We start from the raw sequence: 13,474 nt of genomic DNA, 5'->3' as shown, positions 1-13,474 counted from the left end.
TGGGCTGCGAACAGGCTGGGCACGGGTCAGCGTGGCGCAATCGGCGCCCTCACCCGCATCGCCTCCAGGAGCAGCTGGGCACTGCGCAGCGCGGCGCGCAGCCGCAGTCCCTCCTGGGTCAGCGACCCGAGCACGTCACCCAACGAGCCCGGGGGCAGCAGCGGACCCAGGTCGGCCCGCACATCGCGCCAGGCGCCCCGCATCGCGTCGAGCTCGGCCTGCAGGTGGCGCACGGTGATCCAGGCCAGGGCCACCGGGTGCCGGCGCCAGGCGCGGTAGGCCCGGTAGTCGGCCGGGCACTGGTCCAGCAGCCAGGACACGGCGGCCTCCTCCCAGCCGGGCACACCCGTCGGAGGCACGCGCTCTGGCCATCCAGGAGGTCCCGACATGCGAACAAGTGTACGACGCCGGACCGACAGCCCCCACTGTCGGCCCCGGCCCTCGACCCCGGCCTTCGATCGGGGCGCCGGACCCGGATGTGTCCGAGCCGGGCCCGCGTGCCATTCTTGGAGATGGAGATACGACACGCAGGCGTTTGCTAAATGACGGTGCCCTAGTTAGGTTAGCCTTACCTGGCTCGAAATAGTCGGCTGGGTCTGCACGTCACGGACCGCCTGTCCCCACACATCGGAGCACGACCTCATGAACCTGCGTCACCACGCTGTCGCCGCCACCGCCCTGACCGCCGCACTCACCCTCTCCGCCTGCGGCGGGGGCAGCAGCGCCGACGACGGTGGCGGCGACGCCGCGGCCGCTGGTGCCGAGACCATCTCGATCACCGACGCCCAGGGGCGCTCGGTCGACGTGCCGGTCGATCCCGAGACCGTCGTCGTGACCGACTGGAGCGTCATCCGCACGCTGGGCGACCTCGGCATCGAGGTCGACGCCGCCCCGACCGCCAACATCGATCTGCCCGACGACCTCGCGGCCTATGTCGACGGAGACATCCCCACCGTCGGGACCCTGCAGGAGCCGGACTACGAGGCGATCAACGAGCTCGAGCCTGACCTGATCATCATCGCGGGGCGCAGCGGCAACCCCGAGATCCTGGCCGAGATGGAGAAGATCTCTCCCGTCGTGCTCGACATGTCCGTCCGCTACGAGGAGCCGTCCGGGCAGCTGACCGTCACCGAGGAGCGCGTCGTGCAGCTCGGCTCGATCTTTGCCAAGGAGACCGAGGCCCAGGAGCAGATGGACGAGATCATGGCCCAGGTCGAGGAGGTCGGCACGGCGGCCGCCGAGACCGGCGACACGGCTCTGTTCGTGCAGGTCTCGGGCGGCACCGCGAGCGCCTACGGCCCCGGCTCGCGCTTCGGCATCGTCTATGACGCGTTCGGCTATGCCGACACCGGCGCCCCGGTCGACGAGGAGGGCTCCCACGGCCAGGAGATCAGCCAGGAGTTCTTCACCGAGTTCAACCCCGACGTCCTGCTCGTCCTGGACCGCGCTGCGGCGATCGGTGCTGACGAGGCGCCGGCGCTGGAGGTGCTCAACAACGACCTGGTCAACACCACGTCCGCGGCCACCAACGACAAGATCCACGTCGTCGACGGCTTCTCCTGGTACATCGCCAACGCCTCCCCCAGCAGCCTGCGTCAGATGATCGCCGACATCGAGGCCACCCTCTGACACCCTGACGGACCGACCCTGACTCACATCGGAGAGCCCACCGCGTGACCGCACCGACCACCACCCACCCCGCCCGGACCACCCGTTCTGGCGGGGTGCGGCCCGTCCACCTCTGGCTCGGGGCCGGTGTCCTGGCGGTCGGCAGCTATCTGTCCCTCGGTGTGGGCGCCAGCAGTGTGGGCGTGGTTGACCTGCTCAACCCCAGCCCCGAGGCCTGGCACATCCTGACCACCTCCCGCATCCCACGGCTCATCGCGATCCTGCTGGCGGGAGCGTCCCTGTCGGTGGCCGGCCTGATCATGCAGCGGATCACCGCCAACCGTTTCGTCTCCCCCAGCACCTCCGGCACCGTGGAGGCCGCGGTCCTGGGCATCCTGATCGCCACGATGTTCTTCGGCGGGACCTCACTCATCGTCAAGATGGGCATCGCGATCGTCACCGCGATCGCCGGCACCCTGATCTTCCTGCAGATGCTCCAGCGCATCCAGCACCGCGAGGGCATCGTGGTCGCCCTGGTGGGCTTGATGTATGGCGGGGTCCTGGCCGCCATCACGACCTTCGTCGCCTATCAGCGCGACCTCATCCAGTATCTCGACATCTGGACCACCGGCTCGTTCTCCTCGGTGCTCGAGGGTCGCTACGAACCGCTCTACATCGTGCTGGTCGTCGGCATCATCGGCTACGTCTTCGCCGACAAGTTCACCGTGATCGGGATGGGCGAGTCGTTCGCCACCAACCTCGGCCTGAACTACCAGCGCATCCTCTATATCGGTCTGATCGTGGTCTCCGTGATGGCTGCCGTGGTCGTGGTGGTCGTCGGCGCGATCCCGTTCCTCGGGCTGATCGTGCCCAACGTCGTGACCCTGCTCCTGGGCGACAACATCAAGAAGGTCCTGCCGCTCACCGCCCTCGCCGGGGCCGGGTTCGTGCTGGCCTGCGACGTCGCCGGCCGGGTCATCATCCACCCCTACGAGCTGCCGGTCGCCACCATCGCCGGGGCCATCGGCGGGGTCGTCTTCATCTGGCTCATCCTGCGCTCGGCCAAGGGGGCGTCCGTATGACGCTGCTCGAGTCCCGCAGGCAGCGCGCGACCCGCGTCGCGTCCGACGCCGAACACACCAGCGCGGAGGAACGTCGCCGGCGGACCCGGATCCGGGTGACCCTGGGCGTGCTCGGCCTGCTGTCCGTCCTGGCCGTGACCGCCTACCTGACCTACGACGTGCGCGGCTCGTGGGACTACGCGATGGACCTGCGCAGCCGCCAGGTCGGCTCGCTGATCGTGGTCGGCGCCACGGTCGGCGCCTCCAGCCTGGTGTTCCAGACCATTGCCGGCAGCCGGATCCTGACCCCGAGCGTGATGGGCTTCGACGCCCTCTATCTGCTGGTGCAGACCGTCATCGTCTTCTTCTTCGGCAGCACCACCTTCATGCTGATGGGGGTCGGCCCACGGTTCCTGATCAACGCCGCCGTGCTGCTGGTCTTCGGGATGCTGCTCTTCCGCTGGCTCTTCGGGCGCAGCAGCCGCAACCTGCTGGTCCTGGTGCTGGTCGGCATCGTGATCGGCTCCCTGTTCAACAGCCTGACCTCGTTGGCCTCCCGCGTGCTCAGCCCCAATGACTTCCTGACCCTGCAGGACGTGATGTTTGCCAGTTTCAACACGGTCGACGCCGACCTGTTGTGGATCGTGGCCGCCGTCTCGGTCGTCGGGATGCTCGCGCTGGTGCCGCTCCTGCGCTATCTCGACGTCGTGGACCTGGGCTTCGATGCCGCAGTGGCACTTGGGGTGCCCTACCACCGCGTCGTCACCCTCAGCCTCGGTGTGATCACCCTGCTGGTGGCGGTCTCGACCGCCCTGGTCGGTCCGATGCTCTTCCTCGGTCTGATCGTGGCCAACCTGGCGCGGCAGATCATCCCGAGCCATCGGCATACGGACCTGGTCATCGGCTCTGCGCTGGTCGGCGTGCTCTGCACGGTGGCCGGTCAGTTCGTGGTGGGCCACCTGCTGGACAATGGCACTACCCTCAGCGTCGTCGTCAACCTGGTCGGCGGCATCTATTTCATCCTGCTCCTGATGAGGACGGTCCGACTGTGATCACCGTGCGCGACGTCAGCCACCGCTACGACAAGCAGGTGGTGCTCGACGAGGTGGGGCTGACCCTGCCCGTCGGTCAGCTGACCTCGATCGTCGGCGCCAACGGTGCCGGCAAGTCCACCCTGCTGTCGGTCATCAGCCGGCTGATCAAGCCCGAGTCGGGCAGCGTCTTCATCGACGACCTGGACGTGCAGAGCGCCGGCGACGACGCCGTCGCCAAGCGGCTCGCGGTGCTGCGGCAGGACAACCGGATCACCGCGCGGCTCAGCGTGGTCGACCTGGCCCGCTTCGGGCGCTTCCCCTACAGCAAGGGGCGGCTGACTCCGGAGGACCACGTGATCGTCGACGAGGCGCTGGACTACCTGGACCTGCAGCCCCTGCGGGACCGCTATCTCGACCAGCTCTCGGGTGGTCAGCGACAGCGGGCCTACATCGCGATGATCCTGGCGCAGGACACCGACTACATCCTGCTTGACGAGCCGCTGAACAACCTGGACATGAAGCACTCGTCGTCGATGATGACGTTGCTGCGCCGCGCCGCCGACGACCTCGGCAAGACGATCGTGCTGGTGCTGCACGACATCAACTTCGCGTCCTGCTTCTCCGACCACATCGTCGCGATGCGCGACGGCAAGGTCGTGGTGCAGGGCACGCCGGCGCAGATCATGCACCGTCAGACGTTGCGCGAGGTCTTCGACATGGACATCCACGTGCAGGACCTCAACGGCGTGCGCCTGGGCATCTTCTGGACCACAGGTGCACCGGTCGGTCCCACCCCAGGCTTCGGGGAGCCGCTGATGGAGCCGGACGAGGCCGAGCCGGTCGTCGCGCGACGCTAGTCAGCGCTGCCGGATGCTGCGGGCTCCTGTGCGTGCAGCACGACGCAGCAGCGACCCGGGGCAGGCTCCAGCTCTGCCCGCAGGCAGGGCGGCTGCAGCTCCTGGGTGAAGCCCTCGAGCATGGCGTGGTTCATCCCGCACACCAGGCTCGTGTGCTCCTGGGAGAGCGTGTGGAACGGACAGTTCTCCAGCGTGATGCTCCGGGACTCCTCACGAGGCTCGTAGCCGTGCTCGGACAGCAGCGCGAGGACGCGGTCCACGAGCTCGGGGGCGCTGGCCTGCACGCCCAGTCCGGCCGCGAGACGGCGGCCGTGCTCAGCGGCGACCTCGCCCAGGGCGTCCAGCACCGGTCGCCCGCTCTGCGCGGACGCCTCGATCGCGGCCGCCAGCAACCGCCCCACCAGCTCGTAGTCCCGCTCCGGGAGCGAGACCGCCAGCTCCGCATTCGAGCGCCGATAGACCTTGGCGGGCCGCCCTGCCCCAGGCCCGGTCCGCTCCCCCAGCCGCCGGTAGTCGACCTCGAGCAGCCCGTCCGCCGCCAGCCGGTCCAGGTGGAACTTGGCCCGGTGGTGGCTCAGACCGGTCGCCGCCGCGGCCTCCTCACGGCCCACCGAGTCGTCCCGGCTGCAGACATAGCGATACAGCTCGCGCCGGGCCGGCTCGGTCAGCGAGCCGATGCCTGCCACGGCCTTGTCGAAGTCACTGTCGGCCACCATCGCCACCTCCTGGAACAAACGGCATACGTCTTGACGGAACAGCGCCACCGGTCTAACGTGAAGCCTACTCTCCTTTAGAAGGGCTGGCCAGTATGACGACAGGCACCGAGCGCTCCCGCGCCCCACTCTCGCACGAGACCGGGTGGGCAGAGCTGGCCACCGACCTTCCCGTCCCGGCCAGCGACCACCTCGACCGGGCGACCCGGGCGGCCGCCGACTTCCTGGCCGCCCTCGGCGTCGACTGCGACACCACTGCCAGGGCGGCCAGCCCGCGCCGCATGGCCAGGGCCTATGCCGCGATGCTGACCGCGCGCCCGTTCGAGATGACCACGTTCGACAACGACGAGGGCTATGACGAGCTCGTGCTGGTCAAGTCGATCCCCGTCCAGTCCCTGTGCGAGCACCACTTCCTGCCGTTCACCGGCACGGCCCACGTGGGCTACCTGCCGGGCAGCCGGATCCTCGGGCTGTCCAAGTTTGCCCGGGTCGTGGAGATGTTTGCCCGCCGCCCCCAGGTCCAGGAGCGGCTCACCCAGCAGGTTGCCGACTGGATCGACCGTGAGCTCCAACCGCGCGGGGTCGGGGTCGTCATCGAGGCGGAGCACACCTGCATGACCCTGCGCGGTGTGCGTGCCGCCGGCACCACGACCCGCACCAGCGCGCTGCGCGGCTCCCTGCGCGAGACCGCCCAGCGCGCCGAGTTCTTCAGCCTCATCCACTAGCTCCGGAAGGTCAGCCATGACAACCCAGCACTCCGCACCCGCGGCCGGCGTCGTCGTCATCGGGGCCGGTCTGGCAGGCGCCCATGTCGTCGAGTCGTTGCGCGCACACGACTATGCCGGACCCATCACCCTGGTCGGCGACGAGACGGACCGTCCCTACGAGCGACCCCCCTTGAGCAAGGGCTACCTGCAGGGTCAGGCGGAGATCGATGAGGCCTACGTGCACCCGGCAGGTTGGTATGCCGAGCACGACGTCACCACCCGGCTCGGGGAGGAGGCGGTCGCCATCGACCGCGACGCGCACGAGGTCGAGCTCGCGGGCGGAGAGCGGATCGCCTATCAGGAGCTGGTAGTGGCCACCGGTGCCACACCCCGGCGCCTGCCCCTCCCGGGCAGCGACCTGAGCGGTGTGCTGACCCTGCGTCGCATCGCCGACAGCGACGCCATCAAGGAGGCCATTGCAGCGCACTCGCGGATAGTCATCATCGGTGGGGGCTGGATCGGGCTCGAGGTCGCCGCGGCAGCCCGTGCGGGCGGGTGCGAGGTGGCCGTCATCGAGAGTTCAGAGCTCCCCCTTCTCGCGGTCCTTGGCCCCCAGGTGGCTGGGCACTTCGCCCAACTGCACCGGGACCAGGGCGTCGACCTGCGCACCGGCGCCTCCTGCGAGGCGTTCACCGGCGAGGACGGCCGCGTCACGGGCGTCGTCGTGGACGGCGAGACCTTCCCTGCGGACGTGGTGGTGGTGGGCATCGGGGCGGCGCCCAACACCGACCTGGCCGCCGCGGCCGGGCTGACCGTGGAGTCCGGGGTCGTGACCGACGAGCACCTGCGATCGGTGGACGACCGCGACATCCTGGCCGTCGGCGACGTCGCCGAGGCGCAGAACACGTTGACCGGTCACCTGCTGCGGGTCGAGCACTGGGACAACGCGATCCGGCAGGGCAAGCTCGCTGGCGCCGTGATCGCCGGCGGTGACGACGCCTACGACTGGGCTCCCTACTTCTTCACCGACCAGTTCGACCTGGGCATGGAGTATGTCGGGCACGGCCGCGAGGACGACGACGTGGTGATCCGCGGCGAGCTGGGCTCTGGTGAGTTCATCGCGTTCTGGCTGCGCGACGGCACGGTGAGCGCGGCGATGAACGTCAACATCTGGGACGTCAACGAGCACCTGCGTGCGTTGATCGGCACGGAGGTCGCGCCCGAGCGACTTGCTGACAGCGACGTCGAACTGACCGACCTCTGAGCAACCTGGGCTACAGCAGCAGGCCGACGATCAGGAAGGCGACGATCCCGTTGAGGCGGCGGCGCCCCGGGAGCTGGCCGCGTGCCCCGAGGATGAGGTAGGCGGGCGCGGCGACGAGGATCGTGGGGCTCAGCATGAGCCAGGCCCATCCCCAGCGGGTGGCGAGTCGGGGCTGTGGTGAGTTCACCAGGACGATGAGGCAGGCCACCAGCAGCGCCATCGGCAGATAGGCATACGCGCCGCGCACCTCCCAGCCACCGAAGGACCCGTAGATGCCGTTCGGCCACTCAGCGCTGACGATCTCCACACCGGGCGCGATCCGACGCAGCTCCTGCCCGACGTCCCCGATGATGTAGTCCCGCGACGTCTCGTCGAACCCCTGCGACCGAAGCTCTTCCAGCGAGCTGACCTGCCAGATCTCGGCAACGCTTCGGTGCCAGCCGTCCTGCCACTCGAGGCGGACGGTGGAGACCCCCTGCACTGCGTCCGAGTAGCCACCAGGACCATCCAGCGCCCCTACGACGCGCACCTGGTCGACCGCGCCCTGTTGCAGAGCTGCCTGCAGGTCCTCCACGGACGCCGTCCGGGCCCCGCCGACGGCAACACCCAGGAGAGTGACGGCATACAGCACGAGAGTCAGCCAGCGCGCGACCTGCCACGCGTTGACGCCCTCACGCTTCGCCCCCACGCCCCCCGGGGCAACCGTCGATGTTGCCATGCCGCGACGCTAGCAGGTCAGGCGCGGACGCCACGCCCCCCGGTCAGTTCGCGGCGCGGACGTTGATCAGGTTGGCCCACGGGTCGTCGAACGACACCGTCTGGCCGTCGTCGCGCGTCTGCATGCCGAAGTGCTTCATCCGCTCGGTGAGCGCACCGACCTCGTCGGCGGTCGGGACGACGATGTCGACCTGGCCCAGCCCCAGAGTGCGCTGGCGGGGGCCGGCGCCGCGGGAGTTCCACACGTTCATCGCCATGTGGTGGTGATATTTGCCCGCGCTGACGAACAGCGCCTGGTTGCCCATGGCGGCGGTCGTCTCGAAGCCGAGCTTGTGGACATAGAACTCTTGCGCGGTCGCCACGTCACCCACGGACAGGTGGACGTGTCCGACAACGGCGCCGCCCAGCGCGGTGGGGTCGGCCAAACCCTGCTCCGTGAGGTGCTCGCGCAGGAACTGGTTCGGGTCGAGATAGAGGGTGGACATCTCCACCTGACCGTGCGTCCAGCTCCACTGGGTGCGGTCGCGGTCCCAGTAGAGCTCGATGCCGTTGCCCTCGGGGTCGTCAAAATAGAAGGCCTGGCTGACCAGGTGGTCGCTGGAGCCGACGAAACGCACGCCTGGGTACTGCCCGGCGGTGGCAACCGTCGCGGCCAGCGCCTCCTGGGTCTCGAACAGGATGGCGGTGTGGAAGAGGCCGGCCTGTCCGGGGCTGGCGGCCTTGAGCTCAGGACTGTGCCGGAGGATGACGACAGGCTCGGTCCCGCGACCCAGCGTCACCGAGGACCCCTGGCTGGAGATCACCTCCAGGGCGATCGCGTCGCGATAGTAGGCGGTCATCACGTCGAGGTCGGCGACGTCCAGCGTCACCGCTCCCATGGCCGTGTCGGCTGCGAGCAGGTCCTTGGGGGTGAGCAGTTCAGGCGTCGAGTTCATGCGGGCATCCCTTTCGTTGATGTTTCAAGTATTCCAACAGAGGTGCCCTCCTGTCCATTCCCACTCTCCGAGAAATCTGGCCTCGTCCAGACCTTCTCCCGGACTGAGCCGGTGATGACCGGTCCGAACCACCCCAGAAAATGGGCCGGCCCCGCACCAGCGAACTGGTGCGGGGCCGCGCGTCGTGCGCTGAGGGTCAGGCAGAGACCAGCGAGCGCAGGACGTACTGCAGGATGCCGTCGTTGCGGTAGTAGTCCGCCTCACCCGGGGTGTCGATGCGAACCACAGCGTCGAACTCGACCTTCTCGCCGCCCTCCTTCTCTGCGACGACGTGGACCGTCTCCGGGATGCCGTCGTTCAGCGCGGTGATGCCGGTGAACGAGAACGTCTCGGTGCCGTCGAGGCCCAGCGAGTCCGCGGTCTGCCCGGAGGGGTACTCCAGCGGCAGGACGCCCATGCCGATCAGGTTTGAGCGGTGGATGCGCTCATAGGACTCGGCGATGACGACCTTGACGCCCAGCAGACGGGTGCCCTTGGCAGCCCAGTCACGCGAGGAGCCGGAGCCGTACTCCTTGCCGGTCAGGATGACCAGCGGGACCCCGGCCTCGGCATAGGCCTGCGCCGCGTCATAGATGGACACCGGCTCGGTGGAGCCGTCCAGCAGGTTGCGGGTGAAGCCGCCCTCGACATCGTCCAGCAGCTGGTTGCGCAGCCGGATGTTGGCGAAGGTGCCGCGGATCATCACCTCGTGGTTGCCACGACGCGAGCCGTAGGAGTTGAAGTTCTTGCGCTCGATGCCGTGGTCGGCGAGGTACCTGCCCGCCGGGCTGTCGCCCTTGATCGACCCCGCCGGGCTGATGTGGTCAGTCGTGACCGAGTCACCCAGCTTGGCCAGCACCCGTGCGCCGCTGACGTCCTCGAGCGCGGCAGGCTCGGCCTGCATGCCGTCGAAGTAGGGGGGCTTGCGCACGTAGGTGGAGTCGTCGACCCACTCGAAGGTGTCCCCGTCGGGCGTCGGCAGCGCCTGCCAGCGCTCGTCACCGGCGAAGACGTCGGCGTAGTCCTCGGTGAACATCTCGCTGCTGATCGAGGTGGCGATCGTGGCCTCGACCTCATCCGGGTTGGGCCAGATGTCCCTGAGGAAGACCTCGTTGCCCTCGGTGTCGACGCCCAGCGGCTGGGACTCGAAGTCGAAGTCCATCGTGCCGGCCAGCGCATAGGCGATGACCAGCGGCGGGGAGGCCAGGTAGTTCATCTTGACGTCCGGGTTGATCCGGCCCTCGAAGTTGCGGTTGCCGGAGAGCACGGAGGTCACCGCCAGGTCGTGGGCGTTGACCGCCTCGGAGACCTCCTCGATGATCGGGCCGGAGTTGCCGATGCACGTGGTGCAGCCGTAGCCGACCAGGTGGAAGCCGAGCTTCTCCAGGTAGGGCCACATGCCGGCCTTCTCGAAGTAACCGGTGACGACCTTCGACCCCGGCGCCATCGACGTCTTCACCCACGGTGGCACGGTCAGCCCGCGCTCCACCGCGCTCTTGGCGAGCATCGCGGCGGCCATCATCACCGAGGGGTTGGAGGTGTTGGTGCAGCTGGTGATGGAGGCGATCACGACGTGCCCGTGGTCGACCTCGACCTGCTGGCCGTTGATGGAGACGGTGGCCGGGTTGGTCGCGCGCTTGTTGCCGTTGGTCACCGCCGGGGAGTGCTCGGGGCGACCGGCCGACTCGGAGCTCTCGTGCACGTCGTGGGAGGGAGCGTCCGAGGCCGGGAAGGTGTCCCTGAGCTCCTCGTCCACCGAGCTCTTCTCGATGCCGTTGCCGTCGACCACGTAGTTCTGCAGGTCCGCCCAGAACTGCTGCTTCGACCCGGTCAGCGCGATGCGGTCCTGCGGCCGCTTCGGGCCCGCGATGGAGGGGACGACCGTCGACAGGTCCAGCTCGAGGCGCTCGCTGTAACGAGCCTCCTGGGACGCGTCGAGCCACATGCCCTGCTCCTTGGCATAGGCCTCGACCAGTGCGACCTGCTCGTCGGAGCGACCCGTCAGACGCAGGTAGTCGAGCGTGACGTCGTCGATGGGGAAGATCGCGCACGTCGAGCCGAACTCCGGGCTCATGTTGCCGATCGTGGCGCGGTTGGCCAGCGGCACCTGAGCGACGCCCTCGCCATAGAACTCCACGAACTTGCCGACCACACCGTGCTCACGCAGCTGCTCGGTGATGGTGAGCACCACGTCGGTCGCGGTGGCACCGGCGGGGATCGACCCGGACAGCTTGAAGCCCACGACCTTGGGGATCAGCATGGAGACGGGCTGGCCCAACATGGCCGCCTCGGCCTCGATGCCGCCGACGCCCCAGCCCAGCACGCCCAGGCCGTTGACCATGGTGGTGTGGCTGTCGGTGCCGACGAGCGTGTCGGGGTAGGCCAGCAGCTCACCGTCGACCTCACGAGTCATCGTCACGCGCGCCAGGTGCTCGATGTTGACCTGGTGGACGATGCCGGTGCCCGGGGGGACCACCTTGAAGTCCTCAAAGGCGGTCTGGCCCCAGCGCAGGAACTGGTAGCGCTCGCCGTTGCGCTCGTACTCAATCTCCACGTTGCGCTCAAAGGCGTCCGCCCGGCCGAACACGTCGATGATCACGGAGTGGTCGATGACCAGCTCGGCGGGGGCGAGCGGGTTGATCTTGGTCGGGTCACCGCCCAGGTCGACCATCGCCTCACGCATGGTCGCCAGGTCCACCACGCACGGCACGCCGGTGAAGTCCTGCATGATCACGCGGGCGGGGGTGAACTGGATCTCGGTGGACGGCTCGGCGTTCTCGTCCCACTGGGCGAGCGCGTTGATGTGCTCGGCGGTGGTGTTCTTGCCGTCCTCGGTGCGCAGCAGGTTCTCGAGCAGCACCTTGAGGCTGTATGGCAGGTCGGCCGCGCCGTCGAGGTCGGTGATGCGATAGATCTCATAACTGGCGTCACCCACCTGGAGGGTGCCCTTGGCCCCGAAACTGTTGGTCGTGTCGCTCACGCCGACTCCTCTCAGATTTATCTTGACGTCAAGATAGTTCTATCACAGAACCGTCCTCAGCAGCCAGTCTCCCCCACCCGGCAGATCGCGTCCATGGCGGGGCCCGCCCTCAGACCTCGTCCTCGTCCTCGCGTGGGGCCCGTGTCCTGCTCTCCGGGTTCAGCGTCCGGCCCAGCTGGAGCTCGGACTCGGGCGGGCACAGGAACAGGATCTCGTCGCCGGCCTCGATCGCCTCGTCCGGGCTGGGGATGATCGCCTGCCCGTCGCGCAGGATGGTCACCAGCGTCGTGTCGGGCGGCAACGGCACGTCGCCGACCCGGGCGCCGGCATACGGGCTGGTCTCGGGCAGCGTCAGCTCGACCATGTGCACCCGACCCTGCTGGAACTCAAAGAGCTGGACCACCTCACCCACGGTGACGGCCTCCTCGACCAGCGCCGTCATCAACCGCGGCGTGGACACCGCGACATCGACCCCCCAGGACTCGTCGAACAACCACTCGTTGCGCGGGTTGTTGACCCTGGCCACGGTGCGTGGCACGGCAAACTCGGTGCGAGCCAGGAAGGAGACCACCAGGTTGACCTTGTCGTCACCAGTGGCGCACACGACGTGGTCAAAGGTGTCCAGCCGGGCGCTCGTGAGCGTGCTGATCTCACACGCATCACCGATGATCCACTCGGCCGAGGGCACCCGAGAGGTGCGCTGGGTCGTGGCGTCCCGGTCGATGACGAGCACGTCGTGCCCGTTGAGGATCAGCTCACGACAGATGGAGCGGCCCACGCTCCCCGCGCCGATGACGGCAACGCGCACGGCAACCTCCTCAGTCTGGTGGCTGGACGGTGTCCAGCTTGTGCTCGAGCTCGGGCAGGGTGCCGCGCGGGGCGACCAGGTGCAGCTCGTCGCCCTCCTGATAGACGGTCTCGTCGGTGGGGATGATCCCGTCACCCAGCCGGGTCACGAACGCCACCCGACAGCCGAAAAGGCGCTCGATCTCGGAGAGCCGGCGCCCCACCCACCGCTTGTCGACGTGCACCCGCGACAGGGCGAGGGCCCCGCTGGGGTCGAAGTAGTCCGGGATCGTCCCCTCGGGCAGCAGGTGGTGCAGGGTCTGGTCGGCAGCCCACCGCACGGTGGCCACGGTCGGTATGCCGAGGCGCTGGTAGATCTCCGCCCGCGCCGGGTCATAGATGCGGGCCACCACGTGCTGCACCCCGAAGGTCTCACGGGCCACCCGGGCCGCGATGATGTTGGAGTTGTCACCGCTGCTCACCGCCGCGAAGGCGAACGCGTCGGGCACGCCGGCGTCCTTCATCACCTCGCGGTCGAAGCCGACCCCCTGCACGCGCAGGCCGGGGAAGCCCGGCCCGAGCCGGTGGAAGGCCGCAGGGTCCTGGTCGATCACCGCGACGTCATGACCACGCTTGACCAGGCTGTGCGCCAGGGTCGACCCGACTCGGCCGCAGCCCATGATGACGAAGTGCACGGTGCCGACGCTACCCCGCTCACCAATTTTTGTAGGGGTTTTGACGGTGCCCCACGTCTTTTTGTAGGGGTTTTGCGC

13 protein-coding genes are annotated in these 13,474 nt (G+C 68.4%); 6 read left to right on the top strand and 7 right to left on the bottom strand.

The annotated features are described in order from the left end of the window. Positions 1-26: 26 nt before the first annotated feature. The gene (locus NF557_RS07005) at positions 27-389 is read right to left on the bottom strand and encodes a hypothetical protein (RefSeq protein WP_252623000.1); all 363 of its coding nucleotides are present in this window, start codon (positions 387-389) and stop codon (positions 27-29) included. Between the two features lie 253 nt (positions 390-642). Between NF557_RS07005 and NF557_RS07000 the strand changes: the two genes are divergently transcribed. From NF557_RS07000 to NF557_RS06985, 4 genes are read left to right on the top strand one after another with little or no spacing between them, the layout of a single operon-like run. Further along, the gene (locus NF557_RS07000; RefSeq protein WP_252622998.1) at positions 643-1,629 is read left to right on the top strand and encodes a siderophore ABC transporter substrate-binding protein; all 987 of its coding nucleotides are present in this window, start codon (positions 643-645) and stop codon (positions 1,627-1,629) included. 44 nt (positions 1,630-1,673) lie between these two features. Next, a complete protein-coding gene (locus NF557_RS06995) occupies positions 1,674-2,690 on the top strand; it encodes an ABC transporter permease (protein WP_252622997.1) in 1,017 nt (338 codons plus the stop codon). Continuing rightward, entirely contained in the window at positions 2,687-3,721 is a 1,035-nt protein-coding gene (locus NF557_RS06990) for an iron chelate uptake ABC transporter family permease subunit (RefSeq protein ID WP_252622995.1), read from the top strand. The genes NF557_RS06995 and NF557_RS06990 overlap by 4 nt, the downstream gene beginning before the upstream one ends. After that, positions 3,718-4,560, top strand: coding sequence for an iron ABC transporter ATP-binding protein (locus NF557_RS06985; protein ID WP_252622993.1), 843 nt, complete (start codon positions 3,718-3,720; stop codon positions 4,558-4,560). The genes NF557_RS06990 and NF557_RS06985 overlap by 4 nt, the downstream gene beginning before the upstream one ends. Here the strand turns inward: NF557_RS06985 and NF557_RS06980 are convergent. Further along, entirely contained in the window at positions 4,557-5,276 is a 720-nt protein-coding gene (locus tag NF557_RS06980; protein ID WP_252622991.1) for a helix-turn-helix transcriptional regulator, read from the bottom strand. The two genes, NF557_RS06985 and NF557_RS06980, sit on opposite strands and share 4 nt — an antisense overlap. A 92-nt stretch (positions 5,277-5,368) precedes the next feature. On the opposite strand from NF557_RS06980, the gene folE reads away from it, so the two are divergent. After that, positions 5,369-5,998: a GTP cyclohydrolase I gene (gene folE, locus NF557_RS06975; RefSeq protein ID WP_252622989.1), complete on the top strand. Its 630-nt coding sequence runs from the start codon at positions 5,369-5,371 to the stop codon at positions 5,996-5,998. Between the two features lie 16 nt (positions 5,999-6,014). Continuing rightward, on the top strand, positions 6,015-7,244 hold the full coding sequence (locus NF557_RS06970; RefSeq protein ID WP_252622987.1) for an NAD(P)/FAD-dependent oxidoreductase: 1,230 nt from the start codon (positions 6,015-6,017) through the stop codon (positions 7,242-7,244). Between the two features lie 10 nt (positions 7,245-7,254). On the opposite strand, the gene NF557_RS06965 is transcribed toward NF557_RS06970, so the two are convergent. From NF557_RS06965 to NF557_RS06945, 5 genes are all read right to left on the bottom strand, one after another. Next, the gene (locus NF557_RS06965) at positions 7,255-7,962 is read right to left on the bottom strand and encodes a hypothetical protein (protein ID WP_252622985.1); all 708 of its coding nucleotides are present in this window, start codon (positions 7,960-7,962) and stop codon (positions 7,255-7,257) included. 43 nt (positions 7,963-8,005) lie between these two features. Continuing rightward, positions 8,006-8,896: a VOC family protein gene (locus tag NF557_RS06960; protein WP_252622983.1), complete on the bottom strand. Its 891-nt coding sequence runs from the start codon at positions 8,894-8,896 to the stop codon at positions 8,006-8,008. Between the two features lie 196 nt (positions 8,897-9,092). Continuing rightward, entirely contained in the window at positions 9,093-11,915 is a 2,823-nt protein-coding gene (gene acnA, locus NF557_RS06955; RefSeq protein WP_252622981.1) for an aconitate hydratase, read from the bottom strand. A 109-nt stretch (positions 11,916-12,024) separates the two neighbouring features. Further along, positions 12,025-12,723, bottom strand: a complete 699-nt coding sequence (locus tag NF557_RS06950; RefSeq protein WP_252622979.1) for a potassium channel family protein — start codon at positions 12,721-12,723, stop codon at positions 12,025-12,027. A gap of 10 nt (positions 12,724-12,733) precedes the next feature. After that, positions 12,734-13,381 carry a potassium channel family protein gene (locus NF557_RS06945; RefSeq protein WP_252623992.1) on the bottom strand — a complete coding sequence of 216 codons (648 nt, stop codon included), beginning with the start codon at positions 13,379-13,381 and terminating at the stop codon, positions 12,734-12,736. Positions 13,382-13,474: the final 93 nt, after the last annotated feature.

The organism is Ornithinimicrobium cryptoxanthini (assembly GCF_023923205.1).
In the GTDB taxonomy this organism is placed as follows: Bacteria; Actinomycetota; Actinomycetes; order Actinomycetales; family Dermatophilaceae; genus Ornithinicoccus; species Ornithinicoccus cryptoxanthini.
This window is presented reverse-complemented; position numbering and strand designations above follow the sequence as displayed.